The organism is Comamonas guangdongensis, from assembly GCF_041079535.1.
In the GTDB taxonomy this organism is placed as follows: Bacteria; Pseudomonadota; Gammaproteobacteria; order Burkholderiales; family Burkholderiaceae_C; genus Comamonas; species Comamonas guangdongensis.
Genome location: NZ_JBFYGN010000023.1, coordinates 37,475 through 55,742 on the forward strand (window position 1 = coordinate 37,475; position 18,268 = coordinate 55,742).

22 protein-coding genes are annotated in these 18,268 nt (G+C 64.3%); 7 read left to right on the forward strand and 15 right to left on the reverse strand.

Annotated features, from left to right (window positions below; translation table 11 throughout):
- Window positions 1-168: 168 nt before the first annotated feature.
- The 4 genes from AB6724_RS17280 to AB6724_RS17295 form a co-directional block, all read right to left on the reverse strand.
- Window positions 169-2,067 carry an amidohydrolase gene (locus tag AB6724_RS17280; RefSeq protein ID WP_369339763.1) on the reverse strand — a complete coding sequence of 633 codons (1,899 nt, stop codon included), beginning with the start codon at window positions 2,065-2,067 and terminating at the stop codon, window positions 169-171.
- A 195-nt stretch (window positions 2,068-2,262) separates the two neighbouring features.
- Window positions 2,263-2,535, reverse strand: coding sequence for a XapX domain-containing protein (locus AB6724_RS17285; protein ID WP_369339764.1), 273 nt, complete (start codon window positions 2,533-2,535; stop codon window positions 2,263-2,265).
- Between the two features lie 85 nt (window positions 2,536-2,620).
- Window positions 2,621-3,316 (reverse strand): hydrolase, encoded by a 696-nt coding sequence (locus AB6724_RS17290; RefSeq protein ID WP_369339765.1) that lies wholly within the window; start codon window positions 3,314-3,316, stop codon window positions 2,621-2,623.
- 47 nt (window positions 3,317-3,363) lie between these two features.
- On the reverse strand, window positions 3,364-4,074 hold the full coding sequence (locus AB6724_RS17295; protein ID WP_369339766.1) for a pirin family protein: 711 nt from the start codon (window positions 4,072-4,074) through the stop codon (window positions 3,364-3,366).
- Window positions 4,075-4,242: 168 nt separating this feature from the next.
- Here AB6724_RS17295 and AB6724_RS17300 point away from each other — a divergent pair, with 168 nt between their 5' ends.
- The gene (locus tag AB6724_RS17300; protein ID WP_369339767.1) at window positions 4,243-5,178 is read left to right on the forward strand and encodes a LysR family transcriptional regulator; all 936 of its coding nucleotides are present in this window, start codon (window positions 4,243-4,245) and stop codon (window positions 5,176-5,178) included.
- 6 nt (window positions 5,179-5,184) lie between these two features.
- Here the strand turns inward: AB6724_RS17300 and AB6724_RS17305 are convergent, their stop codons facing one another.
- The 5 genes from AB6724_RS17305 to AB6724_RS17325 form a co-directional block, all read right to left on the reverse strand.
- Window positions 5,185-5,826: a Vgb family protein gene (locus AB6724_RS17305; protein WP_369339768.1), complete on the reverse strand. Its 642-nt coding sequence runs from the start codon at window positions 5,824-5,826 to the stop codon at window positions 5,185-5,187.
- Between the two features lie 32 nt (window positions 5,827-5,858).
- Window positions 5,859-7,079 (reverse strand): helix-turn-helix domain-containing protein, encoded by a 1,221-nt coding sequence (locus tag AB6724_RS17310; RefSeq protein WP_369339769.1) that lies wholly within the window; start codon window positions 7,077-7,079, stop codon window positions 5,859-5,861.
- Between the two features lie 105 nt (window positions 7,080-7,184).
- Window positions 7,185-7,535, reverse strand: a complete 351-nt coding sequence (locus tag AB6724_RS17315) for a carboxymuconolactone decarboxylase family protein (RefSeq protein ID WP_369339770.1) — start codon at window positions 7,533-7,535, stop codon at window positions 7,185-7,187.
- A 58-nt stretch (window positions 7,536-7,593) separates the two neighbouring features.
- On the reverse strand, window positions 7,594-7,791 hold the full coding sequence (locus tag AB6724_RS17320) for a YgaP family membrane protein (RefSeq protein ID WP_369339771.1): 198 nt from the start codon (window positions 7,789-7,791) through the stop codon (window positions 7,594-7,596).
- Window positions 7,788-8,006: a hypothetical protein gene (locus AB6724_RS17325; RefSeq protein ID WP_369339772.1), complete on the reverse strand. Its 219-nt coding sequence runs from the start codon at window positions 8,004-8,006 to the stop codon at window positions 7,788-7,790. Before AB6724_RS17325 ends, AB6724_RS17320 begins: the two co-directional genes overlap by 4 nt.
- Window positions 8,007-8,031: 25 nt before the next feature.
- Between AB6724_RS17325 and AB6724_RS17330 the strand changes: the two genes are divergently transcribed.
- Complete coding sequence (locus AB6724_RS17330; protein ID WP_369339773.1) at window positions 8,032-8,283, forward strand: VF530 family protein; 252 nt, start codon at window positions 8,032-8,034, stop codon at window positions 8,281-8,283.
- A 14-nt stretch (window positions 8,284-8,297) separates the two neighbouring features.
- On the opposite strand, the gene AB6724_RS17335 is transcribed toward AB6724_RS17330, so the two are convergent.
- Both AB6724_RS17335 and AB6724_RS17340 read right to left on the reverse strand, forming a co-directional pair.
- Window positions 8,298-9,185: an EamA family transporter gene (locus AB6724_RS17335; RefSeq protein ID WP_439329889.1), complete on the reverse strand. Its 888-nt coding sequence runs from the start codon at window positions 9,183-9,185 to the stop codon at window positions 8,298-8,300.
- Window positions 9,186-9,269: 84 nt separating this feature from the next.
- Window positions 9,270-9,800 (reverse strand): hypothetical protein, encoded by a 531-nt coding sequence (locus AB6724_RS17340; RefSeq protein WP_369339775.1) that lies wholly within the window; start codon window positions 9,798-9,800, stop codon window positions 9,270-9,272.
- 113 nt (window positions 9,801-9,913) lie between these two features.
- On the opposite strand from AB6724_RS17340, the gene AB6724_RS17345 reads away from it, so the two are divergent.
- The gene (locus AB6724_RS17345) at window positions 9,914-10,267 is read left to right on the forward strand and encodes a winged helix DNA-binding protein (protein ID WP_369339776.1); all 354 of its coding nucleotides are present in this window, start codon (window positions 9,914-9,916) and stop codon (window positions 10,265-10,267) included.
- A gap of 253 nt (window positions 10,268-10,520) precedes the next feature.
- On the opposite strand, the gene AB6724_RS17350 is transcribed toward AB6724_RS17345, so the two are convergent.
- The 4 genes from AB6724_RS17350 to pmbA all read right to left on the reverse strand — a co-directional run bounded on the left by AB6724_RS17350 (window position 10,521) and on the right by pmbA (window position 14,517).
- Window positions 10,521-10,964: a helical membrane plugin domain-containing protein gene (locus AB6724_RS17350; RefSeq protein WP_369339777.1), complete on the reverse strand. Its 444-nt coding sequence runs from the start codon at window positions 10,962-10,964 to the stop codon at window positions 10,521-10,523.
- 32 nt (window positions 10,965-10,996) lie between these two features.
- Complete coding sequence (locus tag AB6724_RS17355) at window positions 10,997-12,187, reverse strand: NAD(P)/FAD-dependent oxidoreductase (protein ID WP_369339778.1); 1,191 nt, start codon at window positions 12,185-12,187, stop codon at window positions 10,997-10,999.
- A 77-nt stretch (window positions 12,188-12,264) separates the two neighbouring features.
- The gene (locus AB6724_RS17360) at window positions 12,265-12,864 is read right to left on the reverse strand and encodes a TetR/AcrR family transcriptional regulator (RefSeq protein ID WP_369339779.1); all 600 of its coding nucleotides are present in this window, start codon (window positions 12,862-12,864) and stop codon (window positions 12,265-12,267) included.
- 231 nt (window positions 12,865-13,095) lie between these two features.
- Entirely contained in the window at window positions 13,096-14,517 is a 1,422-nt protein-coding gene (pmbA, locus tag AB6724_RS17365; protein WP_369339780.1) for a metalloprotease PmbA, read from the reverse strand.
- 65 nt (window positions 14,518-14,582) lie between these two features.
- Between pmbA and yjgA the strand changes: the two genes are divergently transcribed.
- From yjgA to AB6724_RS17385, 4 genes are all read left to right on the forward strand, one after another.
- A complete protein-coding gene (yjgA, locus tag AB6724_RS17370) occupies window positions 14,583-15,275 on the forward strand; it encodes a ribosome biogenesis factor YjgA (RefSeq protein ID WP_369339781.1) in 693 nt (230 codons plus the stop codon).
- Complete coding sequence (gene mog / locus AB6724_RS17375; RefSeq protein ID WP_369339782.1) at window positions 15,268-15,879, forward strand: molybdopterin adenylyltransferase; 612 nt, start codon at window positions 15,268-15,270, stop codon at window positions 15,877-15,879. Before yjgA ends, mog begins: the two co-directional genes overlap by 8 nt.
- Before the next feature lie 348 nt (window positions 15,880-16,227).
- Window positions 16,228-17,436, forward strand: a complete 1,209-nt coding sequence (locus AB6724_RS17380; protein ID WP_369339783.1) for an ABC transporter substrate-binding protein — start codon at window positions 16,228-16,230, stop codon at window positions 17,434-17,436.
- A 189-nt stretch (window positions 17,437-17,625) separates the two neighbouring features.
- A complete protein-coding gene (locus tag AB6724_RS17385; RefSeq protein WP_369339784.1) occupies window positions 17,626-18,258 on the forward strand; it encodes a DUF2625 domain-containing protein in 633 nt (210 codons plus the stop codon).
- Window positions 18,259-18,268: the final 10 nt, after the last annotated feature.

The following is an 18,268-nucleotide window of genomic DNA, read 5'->3' on the forward strand; positions in this document are numbered from 1 at the left end:
ATCCAAGACCACTATGCCAAAAACTGGCACCAACCAAGCCAGAGATGCCGAGCAAGAGCCGCCTCGCGGCGGGGCCGCCCAGGCGATGGCATCGTCCCCCTCCCGCGCAGCGAGAGAGGGCGACGTGCAACGGGGAAGCCGCGCAGCGGCTCAGGGGGAGCTTCAATGTCAAGCCATCCAGCAGGAGCAGCCCAGCGCGCCGAAAAAGCTCTTGGGATCGGAGGCCGGCACGTTCGACGCCCAGGCATCGGCATGGCTGTGACCGTGCATGCCGCAGCTCGTGCCGCAGCCGCAGGCCGCGGCCATGCTGCGATAGCGGGCCGGGTTGAGCGAGTTCTTGCCCGCACCGTCCGGCTCGCCCCAGGCCGCATAGCCGCCGAACAAGCGCGTGGGCGACCAATCGGGCATGGCGGGCGGCAGCGGGTTGTCGTCATGCTGGGCAAACTCGCCTTCGCCGTAGACCACACGGCCACCGACCACCGTGAGGTGCGAGCTCAGGAACGAGATCTCGTCCTCGGGCACCTTGAAGAAGTCCTTGCTCGGCACAATGAAGTCGGCGAGCTGGCCTACCGAAATCCGGCCCCTCTGACCTTCCTCGTTGCTGAACCAGGCCACGTTTTCCGTCCACATGCGCAAGGCAGTCTCGCGATCTAGCAGGTTGCGCTGCGGGTACATCTGCGTGCCGCCCACGGTCTTGCCGGTGATTATCCACGACAGCGACACCCAGGGGTTGTAGGAAGCGACGCGCGTGGCGTCGGTGCCGGCCGAGACCTTGACGCCTTTTTCCAGAATGCGCTTGACGGGCGGCGTGGCTTCCGCCGCACGGGCGCCGTAGCGCTCGATGAAGTACTCGCCCTGGTAGGCCATGCGGTGCTGCACGGCAATGCCGCCGCCCAGCGCCGCGATGCGGTCTATGGACTTGTCGGAGATGGTCTCGGCATGGTCGAAGAACCAGTTGATTCCCGTCAGCGGCGTGTCGCGGTTGACCTTCTCGAACACATCAAGCGCACGCGAGATGGTCTCGTCATAGGTCGCATGCAGGCGCCAGGGCCACTTGTTCTGCACCAGCACCCGCACCACTTCTTCGAGCTCGCTTTCCATCTGCGGCGGCATGTCCGGGCGCTCCACGCGGAAGTCCTCGAAGTCGGCGGCCGAATACACCAGCATCTCACCCGCGCCGTTGTGGCGGAAGTAATCGTCGCCCTGCTTGTACTTGACCGATCGGGTCCAGTTCAGGAAGTCTTCCTTCTCCTGCTTGGGCTTTTGCGTGAACAGGTTGTAGGCCAGGCGCACGGTGATCTGGTTGGCGTCGGCCAGCTTCTGGATCACCTCGTAGTCTTCGGGATAGTTCTGGAAGCCGCCGCCCGCATCGATCACGCCGGTCACGCCCAGGCGGTTGAGCTCGCGCATGAAATGGCGCGTGGAGTTGATCTGGTAATCCAGCGGCAGCTTGGGGCCCTTGGCCAGGGTCGCATAGAGGATGGTGGCATTGGGCTTGGCCAGCAGCAGACCGGTAGGGTTGCCGCCTGCATCGCGCACGATCTCGCCTCCCGGGGGCGCTTGCGTGTCCTTGGTATAGCCCACGGCACGCAGCGCGGCGGCGTTGAGCAGCGCACGGTCGTACAGATGCAGCAGGAACACCGGCGTATCGGGCGCGATGGCGTTGATTTCTGCCAGCGTGGGCAGGCGCTTTTCAACGAACTGGTGCTCGGTGAAGCCCCCCACCACGCGCACCCACTGCGGCGCAGGGGTAATGGCTACCTGGCGCTTGAGCATGTCCAGCGCATCGGCCAGCGAGCGCACCCCGTCCCAGCGCAGCTCCATGTTGTAGTTCAGGCCGCCACGCACCACATGGGTGTGGTTGTCGAACAGGCCGGGCAGCACGCTTTTGCGCTGGAGGTCGATGCGCCGGGTCCTGTCGCCCGCCAGCGCCATGACTTCCTGGTCATCACCGACGGCGACAAAGCGGCCGGCCTTGACGGCCACGGCACTGGCCACGGGTTTGCTGCGGTCCAGCGTGGTGATCTGGCCGTTGAAAAAAATGATGTCGGGGTGGGGATCGGACATGGCAGATGCTCCTTGGTGATCGGCTGCGGAGGCGTTGCGCCCCAATAAGCTACCCAGCGCCAGCGTCGTCGCGGCGCCCAGGATGTCTCGACGGGATGTCATGCGTTTTCTCTCTTGGAATATGGATGCCCGTCGTATGGATGGGACTGTGGTTCTGGGTGATACGCGGTGGTAACGCGGGTCGGCGCAACGCCATCAGGCCCGCTTGTCTTCGGCCGGTTTGTCCGCTAGCTGCCGGCCAGGCAATTGGCCAAGCACCGAGGCCGTAGCCCGGGTCTCGCTGCAAGCGGTGCTAAAGGCGCTGCCGCCGAGCAACTGCTTGCTCACGGGAATGACCTGCTCGCCCACCAGAATGCCCAGCAGGCCTACCAAGGCCACCAGCGGCGGTGCCGGCGAGCGCACGCTCAGCAGGCTGTAGATGATGCCGACCAGCAGGCCGGCGCCGAGTGATAGTGCATAGAGTTTCATGGTTGGCCCCGCGGGTCTGGAGATGGGTGGCACCCGTGGCCCGGCGACATCTGCCGCGCAGGCCACGGGACGGAGTGGCCTGCGCTTACTTGGCGGGATTGGGGCCGATGCGCTGGCCGTGCTGCACGCGCTCGGGAGCCTTGTGCACCATGGTGTAGGCATAGTCCACGCCCATGCCGTAGGCCCCCGAGTGCTCGCGCACGATGTTCATCACCGCGTCGTAAGTGCTCTTGCGTGCCCAGTCGCGCTGCCACTCCAGCAGCACCTGTTGCCAGGTCACGGGCACCACGCCGGCCTGCACCATGCGGTCCATGGCGTAGTTGTGCGCGTCCAGCGAGGTGCCGCCCGAGGCGTCGGCCACCATATAGATCTCGTAGTCGGTGTCATGCATGCACGACAGCGCAAAGCCCAGATTGCAGACCTCGGTCCACAGGCCCGACACCACGATCTTCTTGCGGCCCTGGGCTGCATGGACGGCCAGCGCATCGCGCACATTCTGGTCGTCCCAGGAGTTCATCGAGGAGCGCTCAAGGAGCTTGTTCTCGGGAAACACGCCCAGCAGTTCCGGATAGGTGTGGCCCGAGAAGCCCTCGGTTTCCACCGTGGTGATGGTGGTCGGGATGTTGAAGGCCTTGGCCGCCTTGGCCAGACCCACGACGTTGTTCTTCAGCACCTGGCGGTCGATGGACTGCACGCCGAAGGCCATCTGCGGCTGCTGGTCGATGAAGATGATCTGGCTGTTCTGGGGGGTCAGGACTTCGGTGTACTGGCGATTGGACATGGCTGTCTCCTTGGTGGTGGGTGGAAAAAGTGAAAGCAAGTTGTGGCTCAATGCACTGCAGCGGCATCGACCAGCACGACCTCGGTGTCGGCGCTGGCCGTGACGCGAATGCTCTTTTCATCGTGTACGGCGGCGCCGTCGCGAGCGCTCAGGCGCACGCCGTTGACCTCGGCACTGCCCGCGGCCAGCACCAGATAGCCATAACGGTCGCCTTGGGCAAACTGGTACTCGGCGCTCTCGCCGGCCTTGAGCGTGGCGCCCAGCACGCGGGCATCGGCGCGGATCGGCAGGGCGTCTTCGTCGCTGTCGTCGCCGCTGGCCAGGGTCACGAAATGACCTGCACGGTCATGTTTGGGAAAGGGTTTGGTGCCCCAGGCCGGCAACTCGCCATGGCGGCTGGGCAGGAGCCAGATCTGGAAGATGCGCGTGACTTCGGGCTCGAGGTTGTATTCGGAATGGCGGATGCCCGTGCCCGCGCTCATGACCTGCACGTCGCCGGCCACAGTGCGCCCCTGGTTGCCCAGGTTGTCACGGTGGGTGATGGCGCCTTCGCGCACATAGGTGATGATTTCCATGTCGGCATGCGGATGGGGGGGAAAGCCCGAGCCCGGCGCAATGCTGTCGTCGTTCCACACCCGCAACGCTCCCCAGTGCACACGCTCGGGGTCGTGGTATTCGGCAAAGGAAAAATGGTGCTTGGCGTCAAGCCAGCCATGGTGGGCTGCTCCCAGGCTTTCCAGGGGACGGCGTTCGATCATGGTCTTCTCCTGTGGGCTCGTTGATGACAATGGCGCCAGTCTAGAAACCGGGAATCATGCTGAGAAGACAAAAAATGGAATTCCATTCTTTCCATTTCTGACATGCGCCTAGATGCCCGCCTGCTGGCATATTGCGAGCTGTCCTACCCCATCAGTTCCACAACGAACATGAACAAACTGCCAGACCTGGAAGCGTGGGCGATCTTTGCCAAGATCGCGGAAACCGGCTCGTTCGCACGCGCTGCGGCCGAGTTCTCGCTGTCCCAAGCCACGGTGTCCAAGGCCGTCTCGCGGCTGGAGGCGCGCATGAAGACCGTGCTGTTCCACCGCACTTCGCGGCGCATCTCGCTGACCGCCAACGGCCACGCGGCACTGGAGCGCGCCGCGCGCATACTGCGCGAGGGCCAGGCCGTGGAGGCCGAGGTGACCGAGCAATCCAGCAGCCTGCGCGGCGTGATACGCCTGTCCGCCCCCATGTCCTTCGGCATTGCGCGGCTGGCGCCGGCATTGCCCGGCTTTCTGCAGGCCCACCCCGATGTGGAGCTGGACGTGCAGTTCAACGACAAGCAGGTGGACCTGGTGACCGACCGCTTCGATCTGGCACTGCGCCTGGCCAACCTCGAAGACTCCAGCCTGCTGGCGCGCCAGCTATGCCGGGTGCAGATTGTGCTCGTGGGCTCGCCGGCCTATTTCGAGCGGCACGGACGGCCGCGGCACCCGCGCGATCTGGCCCACCACAAGGCACTGCAATACAGCTATCAGAGCAGCGGCACCCACTGGCGCTTCAGGCATGCGCAGCATGGCGAGTTCACCCAGTCCATGGCCGTGCAGATGCAGGCCAACAATGCCGAGGCACTGACGCCCGCGCTGCTGGCCGGCCTGGGCGTGGCGCTGCAGCCGACCTTTCTGGTCTGGCAGCAGCTGCAGACGGGGGTGCTGGAAGCGGTGATGGAGGACTGGCAGGTCGAGCCCATAGCACTGCACATACTGACCCCGCCGGGCCGCAACCGCCCCGCGCGCGTACAGGCCCTGATCGCGCATCTGGCCAGCTCCTTCGCCAACGAACCCTGGGCCGGTGTCGCGGAGCTGGTGAAGTCTCTCTGAGCCGGATTAGCGGCCGTGCCTGGGCCGGCGCACGGCCCTGAGCTTGCCGCTGGCCCCACCGCCGCAAAAGAAGCGCTCGCCGCCATCGGACTCCAGCCCCGACACGCCAGCGCCCTCGGGCATCTCCAGCCGCTCCAGCACCGCCCCGCTGTCCGGGTCTACGCGCCGCAGCTCGCTCTGGTCCTCTTCCCAGGTGCCGTGCCACAGCTCGCCATCCACCCAGGTGACACCGGTGACGAAACGGTTCGAATCAATCGTGCGCAGCACCGCCCCGGTCTCGGGGTCAATCTGGTGAATCTTGCGCTGCCGGTACTGCCCCACCCACAGCGAGCCCTCGGCCCAGGCCAGGCCCGAGTCGCCGCCGCCTCCGGGCGCCGGTATCGTGGCCAGCACGCGGCTGGTGGCCGGGTCTATCTTCTGGATGCGGCTCTCGGCAATCTGGAACAGATGCCGGCCGTCGAAGGCCGTGCCCGCATGGCCTTGAACATCGATGCTGCGCACGATCCGGCCGCTTTCGGGATCCATGGCCTGCACCTGGTCCCCGGTGGCAAACCAGACCCGGCTGCCGTCGTAGGACACCCCATGCACATGCGTGATGCCGGGAAAGGGCCCGTACTCGCGGATGACTTCTGCGGTAGCTGCTTTCATGCGGAACTCCTGAGTGATGTGGTCAGCCCATGCTAGTCACCCGGCAGCGCAGCAGGGAGTAACAAAGTCGTCGCGAATCCCGCCACGGGCCGGCTCATCCAGCGGCGCGCCCGCCCCTGGCCCAGGGGCTGCACCAGGCCGTCGGCCGCCAGCGCATCCAAAGCCCTTTGCACGCTGCGCTGACTGGCATCCAGCGCCAGGGCCAGGGCCGAACTGGCCCAGGCCTCGCCATCGGACAGCAGAGCCAGCACCGCCCCATGCGCGCTCTCCACGGGCCGCTCCAGCACGGCCACGGGCCCGTGGTGAGGTACCAGCGCAAAGCCTTGCGAGGTGGCGCGCACCTCGGCCAGCGGCCGCAGCAGCCGCCGCAGCCGCCCCAGCTCGACGCGCAGGCGCGCACGGTAGGACTCGTCGGCCTGCCGGGCTCGGAACACCCGCGCGGCCAGCGCATCGCGCGACACATCGGCCGGCCAGGCCTCGCCCAGCACTCGCGCGAGCGCAAACAGCACCGGCCGGCCCGCCAGCGAAACCACCACCGCGCCCTCTCGCAGCGCATGGCGGCAGGCATCGACCACCAGCGAGCCCGATGCGAACAAGGCCTCGACCTCGTCCAGCGCCAGCAAGCGCTCGGCCTGTTCTTTCTGCAGCAGCCGTGCCGCGGGCGCGTGCAGGGCGTCCACCGCACGCTCCACCTCGGCCGCCAGTGCCGCAATGCCCGCGCTGTCTGCGGCCTGGGCCGCAAATCCCAGCGCCGCGCGCGCGGCCTGGGTATCGAGCCGCCGCATGGCGATGCCGGCCACGGCCAGTTCGTGGACCGCTCTCAGGGCCGGCGGCAGCAGCCCCGGCTGCAGCCCATCGAGCAGGCGTGCGGCTTCACCCAGGCGCCCCACCAGCAGGCAGTGGCGGATCTCGAGATAGCGTGCATGGGCGGCATTCACCTGGTCGCCATGTACTTCGAGCGTGGCGCGTGCCGCGTCCAGCCTGCGGGCCGGCCAGGCCAGGTCGCGCAGGGCCAGTGCAATCTCGGCCTCGGCCACCACGCAACGGGCGCGAGCCACGGCCTCCCGGGCGCCGAAGGCTTGCGCCGCGCTGCGTACCAGAGCCTTGGCCCGTACCAGATCGCCCAGCTGCGCCATGGCAATGCCGCGCAACGCGAGCGCGGGCGCGTCGCTGCGCAACGCCACCCGGTTCAGCGCGCCAAAAGGGTCACCGGCAGCCAGCGCGCGGGCCGCAGCCGTGATCAAGGAGTCCATGCCAATCCCATCACATCAGTCGCTCCGAACATGACACGCAGGGAATTTATTTTGATAGCTGCAAGCACTTGCTGGACAGGCGCTTACAGCTGATTTCATTCAAAGCTAGACTGCTTCCACCAACTTGTCCCAGGCGGACAAGGCCTCTGCCGAATACATCAGGGCCGGACCTCCACCCATATAGACGGCAATGCTCAGCATTTCCTCCAGCTCCAGCCGTGTGGCGCCGAGCCTGTGCAGGGCCTTGGTGTGAAAACCGATACAGCCCGAGCACTTCTGCGTCACGCCGATGGCCAGAGCAATCAGCTCTTTGTGTTTGGCACTGATGGCCCCTTCAGCCATCGACGCCTGGGCCAGTTGCGCAAATCCCTTCATCACCTCGCTCTGTGACTTGCGAAACGGCGACAGCGCGGAGTTGATATTGCGAATCAGATGATCATGTTCAAACGTACTCATGATGGTTTCTCTCAACACTCAATGTGCAGGCCTTGCATCGCACACAGGCCTGGCGAGCTTATTTGCCTTCCTTGACAGGACAACTGCTGATGCCGAGTAACGGGTACAGCGGGCAGAAACGGAACAACCCAGTCAACAGGGGTATCGCTCCCAGCCAACCCCACCACCCTACCGCCCCCGTGGCAGCCAGCGCCATCAACGCCAGGCCTACGACGATCCGCAGCACACGGTCCAATCCACCGACATTGGTCTTCATGACTCTTCCCCTTTCCTGAAAACAGGTACAGCCTGCACGCCCTGGCCTTTGAATTGGCCTTCGCAATCAATATATATATTTGTATAATATACAAAGAAAAAATAGATGCAAGAGCCTTCGCCGCAAAGCTGATTCAGATCAAAACCAGGAAAAAAGGCAGCTGATTTGACCTCGACACTCCGCCCTTGCAGACAAATCCCCTCAGTCAATGCCATGCGAGAAGTCCACGACAATGTCGGCATGAATACTTCCGCGCAACCGCGCAATCCTCTGCACGGCATCACGCTGGAGCGCATCGTCACCGAACTCGTGGACTACTACGGCTGGGATGGTCTGAGCGAGTGCATTCCCCTGCGCTGCTTCAGCGTCAATCCCAGCGTCGGCTCCAGCCTCAAATTTCTGCGCAAGACGCCCTGGGCGCGCGAGAAGACCGAAAGCCTGTATCTCTATACCTTGCGCAAGCAGCAGCGCCGGGACCAGCGCGGGCGCTGAGAGCCCCTCCCCCTTCAGCGCCGCATCCAGCGGCCGCCGAACTGGTTGACCACCATGCCCAGCAGCACGCCCAGCGTGCCCAGCCATTGCAGCCCCGAGGGGAATTCGCCCAGTAGCAGCATGGCCGACAGCAGGCCTATCACCGGCACCAGCAGGGACAGCGGCGCCACGGTGCTGGCCGCATAGCGCTGCAGCAAACGCGTCCACAGGCCATAGCCCAGCAGGGTGGACAGCAGGGCCAGATAGGCAATCACGCCCAGCTCGCGCCAGCCTATGAGGCTGAGCTGGGAGACCATGGCTGCGCCGCCCTCCAGCCACCAGGACAGCAGCAGCAGCGGAACAATGGGAAACACGCTGGTCCAGACGATAAAGGACGCGGGCTCATAAGAGCCCTGCCGCGCGGCCAGGCGCGTCAGCAGATTGGAGCTGGCCCACATGGCGGCAGCTCCCACGGTCAGCACAAAGCCGATCAGGGTCATGCCCGCAGCCCCGTTGCCATTGGCCGCACCGATCAGCACCAGGCCCGCAATGGCGATCAGCAAGCCTATCCACTGCCAGCGCTGCGGCTTCTCGTGCAGAAACACGGCCGCCAGCAACATGGTGATGAAGGCCTGGGTCTGCAGCACCACGGAAGCCATGCCGGCCGGCATGCCCAGCTTCATGCCCGTGAACAGCAGGCCGAACTGCCCCACGCCCTGCACCAGCCCATAGGCTGCCAGCAGACCCCAGGACAGATTTCGCGGCGGACGTACAAACAGCAGCAGGGGCAGCGATGCCGCGGCAAAGCGCAGCGCGCACAGCAGCAGCGGCGACAGCGTAGCCAGGCCCCACTTCATGACCACGAAATTGAGTCCCCAGACCACGATGACGATGATGGCGCTGAACCAGTCCGCCCGGCTCATGCCGGAAGCAGGCAAGGATGCTGAAGTCATTGCTCCGACCGTTGTTGCAAGTTAGTAGTCAAGTCCTGGCCCCGGCAGCCGGACTCATTTGAGCCCATGGCGATCGCCGGGCTCGGGCATCAGCATCAAGGCCGCCTTGAACGCATAGAGCACGATCAGGGTCCCGCTGAAGTCCCCCAGAATCGTCACCAGAAAGCGCTCCAGGTCCATGCCCTGCCCTCTGAAAACCAGCCAGAGCTGATGCGCCGAAGCATTCGCCAGCGCATAGATCAGGCCCAGCCACAGCAAGCGCCTGGGAGTGAGGCTGACCAGGGACCGGCTCAGGCCCATATATCTGCGGGCCGCGCAATACATGCCATAGGGTGCGAGCGTGGCCACGATGGCCCCCGAAAACGAGCGCCACCAGTCGCCGGGAAAAAAATAGAAAAATCCGGTCAGCCAGGCGCCGATTAATAACCCTGCGGCTCCAGCTTCGGCAAACAGCAAGGTGCACAGCAGACGCGCGCCCGCAGGCAGGTAAATCCAGTTAGCCCCCTTGGTGAATATCAGGGAGGCGAACACCCATTCATTCACGACCAGCATCAATACAAATAGCAAGGCCGTAACCACGGCCATTGCAAATTGCGTGAAAATATTCTTCATTGGTATTGATAGTCTCACGCGCAGTATTATCAGTGCTGGTTATCTCTCCCGCACCGAAAACGGCGCCTCCTCTCTCTTTGCTCCCGATGAAAAAGTCTTTGTCTGCCGATATCTATCTACGCTTTCTGCAGTTGGCCGAGACTATCCGCGGCCTGCCCACACTGCCCGCACTGGACCCACTGGAAGAGCGCCTGCTGGAACAGATTGCCAATGCCGGCACCCGCCAGGAGCGCCTTTGCGTGCGCGACCTGATGGCCCAGCGTGAGCTGAGTTCGCCGGCCACGATTCACACCCGCCTCAAATCCATGCGCCAAAAAGGCTGGATTCTGCTGGCCGATACCGAAGACGCGCGCCGCAAACAGATCGAGCTCAGCGAGGCCGCGCACAAGCACTTTGAAAAGCTCTCGGCCTGCATCGTTCAGGCTGCCGCCGAAAACTGAGTCGCCCTCCGGAAAGACCGGCTCGCCGCAGTGCGGGCCTATTGAACCCGCAGCGGCCGCAGCGATGCAGGCCCATGCATGCAAAATGCCAGCCGGCACGACGCCGGCTGGCATTGCTTTTTTAAGGCCGCCGGCTTCCCGGCCAAGCCGTTGACGCGCCAGCGATTGACTACAAGTCCGGCCGCTCCCGTAGCCCGGCAGCGAACCATCTGGCCCATGGCGCTAAACGGCCGGCCCATCCGGCCGCAGGCTCTCAGTCGGCCGTGTAATCGATGGGGTCGTAAGCATGTTTGCGCCCCAAGGCTCCAGCCATGGCCAGCAAGAAGGCCAGCCCGCGCCGCACTTCGGGCTCCTTGGTCATACGCAGCAGGCCGATCAGCGTGGGCGTCTCTTCCATGCGCTCCATCCTAGCGGCGGCCAGGCGCGCCGCATTGCCGGCCGACCATGCGGCCCCCACGCCCTCCTCGAAGGCTCTGGAGAGCTTTTCCACCATATAGGCATCGCTCATATCCACAACATCGGCCGTCACGGACAGCAGATCGACCACACGGTTCAGGCGCCGCCCCGCGAGCAGGGGCTCCAGCTTGGCCATGAGTTCGGCCAGTCCCTGCAAAGCAGCATCGTCCTGCAGCAGGCCCGCCGCAGCACCAAGGCCTGACCGGCTCTCGGTCACGGGAATATCGGAAACCTTATTCATCTCGATTCTCCTTTTGCGTGAGCTGCTGCCGTTCAGACCAAGGCCCGCGCCACGGCCCAGTACATGCCGCGGTTGAAACCCTTGCGCATCATTCCGCCGAGCTTGTTGGGTGGCGTGGGCTTGACGTCCACCTTGTAGTCGTACCACAGCGGCATGCCGTCCTCGAGTCCCATCTGGGCAATGGCCACGACTCGTCCGTCATAGGCATCCGAGGTACGGCCGAAGCGGATCTGCGAGGCGATGTTGTTGACGACCACAGGCGACTGACTGTGGCAGGAGCCACCGGCCTTGCTGACGGGCAGGTCCACGGTGTCTCCGAGCACATAGACATTGCTCAGGCCCAGCACCTGCATGGTCTCGTGATCGGTGGGCAGCCAGCCCTCGCCGTCCTCGGCCTGGGACAAGCCGCAGTCGCGCACCGCCTGCACCGCGCGTATCGGCGGCGTGGCCATGAGGATGTCGAAGTTCTCGGCCTGCCCTTCCTCGGAATAGGCGACCTTGGCACCGGGATCGACATGCGACAGCGTGAAGCCGCGCTGAAAACGTATGCCGCGCTGCTTGAACACCGTGGGCAGCATCTCGCAGGTGTCCTTCTGCAGGAACAGGCAGTTGCGCAACAGCTGCGAAATCGTCGGGTAGGTGTAGACGATCTCCACCTTGTCGCGCACCCCGCGGCGGCGCAGCAGATCGTCGAGCATCAGCGTGGTCTCTATGGGCGCGATGCCGCACTGGTGCGGCACATTGGGCGTCTTGGGAAAGGTCACGGTGACGAACACCCGGCCTTTTTCCAGGCGCGCCAGCTTGTCGGCCAGTTGGCGCGCCGGCGCATGCTGGTAGAAGTGGTCACCGCCTTCGGCCAGGCCTTCGATGCGCTCGGGCGAGGGCACGCAGCCCGTGGAGATCACCAGATGGTCGTAGCCGAAGCTCTTGCCGCTCTTGCAGCCAACGCGCTGCGCGGCAAAGTCGAAGCTCTCGACCTCCTCGACCTGGAAGTCGATCTCGGGCCTCAGCAGGCTGCGCTGCTTGCGCTGCAGTTCGTCGCGAAAGAAGGCGTTGAAGGCCACATACATGAACGCCGGCTTGTAGTAATGCCAGGGCGAGTTCGAGAGCATGGTGATGCGGACCTTGCCGGCCAGCAGCTCCGGATACAGCTTGGTGACCAGGTGATTGGCGGTCATGGTTCCGCCAATGCCGCCGCCTATGATCAATATGTGATGCGCCATCCCTGCTACTCCTGTCTGCTTCCAGTCGAACAACAGCCGGCAGCCTCGGGGGCACCGGCACGGATAAGCTTGCAATCTCAGTCGGGTCTGAGTGAGCGCCAGACCCCGTCCCACAGCGAATCGAAAAGTTGCCCTATGGGCGTGTCCACCAGCCCGTCCAGACGCAGGCAGATCATGCGGATCGCGCTGCCATACATCAGGCTGGCAGCGACCATGGGATTCATCTCGCGGATCTCGCCATCAGCCATGCCCGCAAACACAAAGCCGCGCATGCGCACAAAGGCCGAAGCCGAGCAGATGGCCTGCTCCTCGGGCAGAAATTCGCGATGGCGCGCATTGACGACAAAACCCATGGCTTCCGGTTCGGCCTCGGCCAGCCCGAACAGCATGCGCAGTACGGCTTCGCAGCGCTCGCGGTTGCTGGTCTGCCGCTCCTCGATTTCATCGAGCAGCATATTCATGCGCGCCAGCAGATGCCGGTACAGCTCGCGCGCGATGCCTTCCTTGTCGGCAAAGTGGTTGTAGAAGAAGCCTATGGACACCCCGGCTTCGGCGCATAAATCCTGGATCGAGGTATTGAAGAAGCCGTTTTGCACGAACAGCCTGAGCGCCACGCGCAGCGTCTGCACATGGCGCGAACCGGCATGGGGGAAGAAAGTCCAGGTTTCGTGCGTCACGATCAAAAGTAGAACGAATCTTCATTCTATTTTTGCCGCGCATCCCACGACCCGTCCCAAGGGCTTCCCCGGATGACAACAGCCAGCCATCAGTCCTAGGGGAAACGGGCGGCTCCGCGCCCTGCCCCGGCACTTCGGGTTGGTGCCAGGCCCCACCTCGCCGCAAGCTCCGGATCACGCGCCCATGAAAAAGGCGGCCCTCGGGCCGCCTGCCTATCCAAGCCTCAGGGCTCAGCTGCCCGCCACCTTCATGCGGTTGATCAGCATGGAGCCCACGGTCTTGGCACCGTAGTTGTAGACATCGGCGCCTATGGCCTCTATGCCCTTGAACATGGTCTTGAGGTTGCCCGCGATCGTGATCTCGTGCACGGGGAAGGCGATCTCGCCGTTCTCCACCCAGAAGCCCGAGGCGCCGCGCGAATAGTCGCCCGTCACATAGTTCACGCCCTGGCCCATGAGTTCGACCACGAACAGACCCGTGCCCAGCTTCTTGAGCATGGCGTCCAGGTCGTCGCCGGCCTTGGTGCGGCGCGAGCTCATGGTCAGATTGTGCGAGCCGCCGGCATTGCCCGTGGTCTTCATGCCCAGCTTGCGTGCCGAGTAGCTGGAGAGGAAATAGCCTTCCACGCGGCCGGCGTCCACCACCTTGCGCGCCTGCACGCGCACGCCTTCCTCGTCGAAGGGCGAGCTGCCCTTGCCGCCGAGGATGAACGGGTCTTCAGCTATGTCGATGTGCTTGGGGAAGATGGGCTTGCCCAGCGAATCCAGCAGGAAGGTGCTCTTGCGGTACAGAGCGCCGCCGCTGACGGCCTGCACAAAGCTGCCCAGCAGGCCGGCGGCCAGCGGGGACTCGAACAGCACCGGGCATTCGGTGGTGGCAATCTTGCGGCTGCCCAGACGGCTCAGCGTGCGCTCGGCCGCATAGCGGCCCACGGCCTCGGGCGAGGCCAGATCGGCCGCGCGGCGCTGCGAGCTGTACCAGTAGTCGCGCTGCATCTCACCGTTCTTGCCGGGCAGCTTGGCGATCGGCGCCACCGACAGGCTGTGGCGCGAGCTCGCATAGCCGCCGCGAAAGCCATTGGTGTGCGCGCTGAAGAAATGGCTTTGCTGGGCCGAGACGCCCGCGCCCTCGCTGTTGCTCACGCGCTTGTGGGTCTTGAAGGCCGCGTCCTCGCAGCGCAGCGCCATCTCGGCCGCTTCCTCGCTGCTGATGTCCCAGGGATGGAAGAGCTGAAGGTCGCGGTGGGTGCCGGGCGGCGCGATATCGGCGCTGTCGGGCAGGCTGGCAAACGGGTCTTCGGCCGTGAAGCGGGCGATGTCGTAGGCGGCCTGCACGGTCTGCCGGATGGCGGCCTCGGAAAAGTCCGAAGTGCTGGCATTGCCGCGGCGCTGGCCCAGGTACACGGTCACGCCCAGCGACTTGTCGCGGTTGCGCTCCACGGTCTCCAGCGCCCCCTTGCGCACGCTGACCGACAGGCCGCAGCCCTCGGATGCCTCGGCTCCGGCGTCCGTCGCTCCCAGCTTTTTGGCATGCTGCAGAGCCTGGTCCACCAGGCCTTCAAAAAAGGATTGGCTGAAGCTGAAACCGGCTTGCGGTTCGGATTGGGCCTGTGCACCGGAAGTGCTTGTGTTGCTGGAGCGAGGTTTTTTCATAGCGGCGGCTATGATAGCCGCCACTGCGGCACGCCCTGTGCTGCCACCGATATTGCCCCCTTACCATGTCACGCAAACCCACCAAAGGCTATTTTGTTCGCGGAAAGTTCGTTGCCGAAGGCAGCGAGCTGGACCTTGAGCTGAAGGCCGAACTCAAAGGCACTTACGACTCCACCAAGACCGACCTCAAGCGCGAGATGGATGCGCTGCAGGACTTGGGCAAGGAGCTGATGACGCTGCGCAGCGATCTCTTCAAGCGCCTGCAACTGTCCGACCAGCTGGTCGACGCCCTGGCCGAAGCCAAGCGCATCACCAATTTCGAAGGCAAGCGCCGCCAGCTCCAGTATGTGGGCAAGCTGATGCGCAAGCTGACCGAAGACCAGGTCGCAGCCATCAAGCAGGCCATGGACGAGCAGCGCAACGGCTCCGCCACCGAAAAAATGGCCCTGCAAGTGGCCGAGCAATGGCGCGACCGCCTGATCGTGGAAGAGACCGCGCTGTCCATCTGGCTGGACCACTTTCCGTCCACCGATGTGCAGCAGCTGCGCTCGCTGATCCGCCAGGCCCGCAAGGACATCGAGAAAGCCAAGGAACAGGCCGCCGCCGCGGCCCAGGCAGCCGGCCCCGATGCCGCGCCCAAGGAAGTCAGCAAGGGCCGCGCCTATCGCGACCTGTTCCAGCTGGTGCGCGAGCAGCTGGCGAGCACCGATAAGGCCGGCAAGGCCGATGCGGCGGCCGAGGACGACGGCGATGAGTGATGTGCAGCAGAATCTTCACGATGCCGTGAAGGTCGGCATTGTCTCCATCAGCGACCGCGCCAGCAGCGGCGTCTATGAGGACAAGGGCCTGCCCGCTTTGCAGGACTGGCTGACCCGGGCGCTCAAGAACCCCATCCAGTTCGAGCCGCGCCTGATCCCCGACGAGCAGGCCGGCATCAGCGCCGCCCTGGTTGAACTGGCCGATGCCGGCTGCTCCCTGGTGCTGACCACGGGCGGCACCGGCCCTGCGCTGCGCGATGTGACGCCCGAGGCCACGCTGGCCGTGGCCGACAAGGAAATGCCGGGCTTCGGCGAGCAGATGCGCCAGATCAGCCTGGCCTTCGTGCCCACGGCCATCCTCTCGCGCCAGGTGGCGGTGATCCGCGGCCACAGCCTGATCATCAACCTGCCGGGCCAGCCCAAGGCGATTGCCGAGACACTGGAAGGCCTGAAGAATGCCGACGGCACGCAGGCCGTGAACGGCATCTTCGCAGCCGTGCCCTACTGCATAGACCTGATAGGCGGCCCCTACCTCGAAACGCATGAGGCGGTCTGCAAGGCCTTCCGCCCCAAGAGCGCGATCCGCGCGCCGCGCGGCGCCTAGGTTGCGCCAAGCGCCAATTCACCCACCAAAGCAGCCTGACGGCTGCTTTTTTCATGGCCTGCTCCGGGCGATCTTCACGGCTGCCTGTCCAGGCATCACTCTCAAAAACAGAGCACTTCCCGCTTGCCAGCACTTGAACCCAATGGCACAGCAATATGAATTGCAGGGATGCCTAGCGCAACCAGCTATGAAATCTGAGGGCTGGCGTGGGATTTCCCGCAAGTGCTTGCCCCAATGCAGGCCCGCGCGGCCGGTCCTAGCATGATTGGTGCAATGCAGCGTCGGCGGCCACCAGCCGTCGGCGCCATGCATTCTTACTCCATCCTCCCGTCACTTTCAGGAGACTTCATGCATCGCTTGTCCAAGTCCGTTCCTTCCGCTTCCCTGCTGGCTCTGGCGCTGGCCGCGGCCTTTGCGGCGCCCGCTCAGGCGCAGGAAAAAGTCAAGATCGGTTTCATCACCGACATGTCCAGCCTCTACGCGGACGTGGAAGGCAAGAATGGCGCCGTGGCCATACAGATGGCCATCGACGACTTCGGCGGCAAGATCCTGGGCAAGCCCATAGAACTGCTGACGGCCGACCACCAGAACAAGGCCGATATCGCGGCCAGCAAGGCGCGCGAATGGATAGATACGCAAGGCATCAGCCTGGTGTTCGGCGGCACCAACTCGGCCACGGCGCTGTCCATGGCCAAGGTGGCGCAGGAGAAAAAGCGCGTCTTCGTCGACAACGGCGCGGGCTCCTCGGCCCTGACCAACGAGCAGTGCAGCCCCTATACCGTGCACTACGCCTTCGACACCGTGGCCCTGGCCAAGGGCACGGGCAGCGCCGTGGTGGACAACGGCGGCAAGAGCTGGTTCTTCGTGACGGCCGACTACGCCTTCGGCCATGCGCTGGAGGCCGATACCAGCAAGGTCATCGAAGCGCGCGGCGGCAAGGTGCTGGGCTCGGTCAAGACCCCGCTCAACGCCAGCGACTTCTCCAGCTTCATGCTCCAGGCCCAGAACTCCAAGGCCCAGATCCTGGGCCTGGCCAATGCGGGCGGCGACACCATCAACTCCATCAAGGCCGCGCGCGAATTCGGCGTGACCAAGAACATGAAGCTGGCCGGCCTGCTGGTCTTCTTCACCGACATCCACAGCCTGGGCCTGAAGACCACCGAAGGCATGCAGTTCACCGCGCCCTGGTACTGGGACATGAACGACGCCTCGCGCAAGTTCGCCGACGCCTTCATGGCCAAGACCCAGCGCCGCCCCAGCGAAATCCATGCGGCCGACTACTCGGCCACCATGAACTACCTCAAGGCCGTGGAAAAAGCCGGCACGCTGGATGCCGACAAGGTCATGGCCGCCTGGAAAGGCATGAAGATGGACGACTTCTTCGGCAGCGGCCATATCCGCGAGGACGGCCGCTATGTGCACGATATGTACCTGATGCAGGTGAAGTCGCCGGCCGAGTCCAAGGGCACCTGGGATTACTACAAGATTCTCAAGAAACTGCCTGCCGAGCAGATCTGGACCACCAAGGCCGAGAGCAAGTGCCAGTACTGGCGTTAAGCCGGGTCGCTGTTTTGGACAGGAAAAGGGCTTTGCCTCGACGGGCAAAGCCCTTTTTGCATGCGCCATGCCGGCCCGCCCAGGTTCCTGCTTTAGCCGCACCGGCCTTGCATCGCCATCGCTCCATGGCAGACAGTCGCCAAGATGCCAGAATGCTGACATTGTCTATGGCTCTGAAGGGAGAGAGGGATGCGCGCACTGGAGGAACTGCTGGACCATCGCGAGCCGGCTTTGCCGTTGATAGAGGCCTGGGTCCAGAATGCCAAACTTCCCGTCGAGCTGCTTCCCCCTTCGGCCGAGCGAGACTCGGTGCTACTGGAGCTTCAGGTCACGACCCGCTCCCCGCTGGGGGCCATGGCCCATGGGACCGGCGGCATCCTGGTCGACGGCGGGTGGCTTCGCATGCTGGGTTCGGGGCATCCCAGGCTCACGCGCCATCTGGCCGGATGGAATCGCGGGCGCTCCGACGGTTTTCTGCTGGTGGCGGACGATGCCGTGGGCGGATTCTTTGCCATCGATGGCGGCGCGCTCGGCGACGATCCGGGCGCCATCCACTATCTCGCACCGGATACCCTGGCCTGGGAGCCCCTGGGAATGGGGCATACGGCATTCATGCAATGGGCTTTTTCCGCACAGCTGCGCGATTTCTACCGCGATCTGCGCTGGCAAGGCTGGGAAGCCGAGCTTGCGGCCCTGCATGGAGACTCGTGCTTCAGCTTCTATCCCTTCCTCTTCACCGCACAGGGCTCCACCCAAACCAGTTCGCGCCGCCCGGTGCCCGTCGCCGAACAATATGCGTTCCTGTGCCAGGAAGAGACTTGAGTGCCTGCGG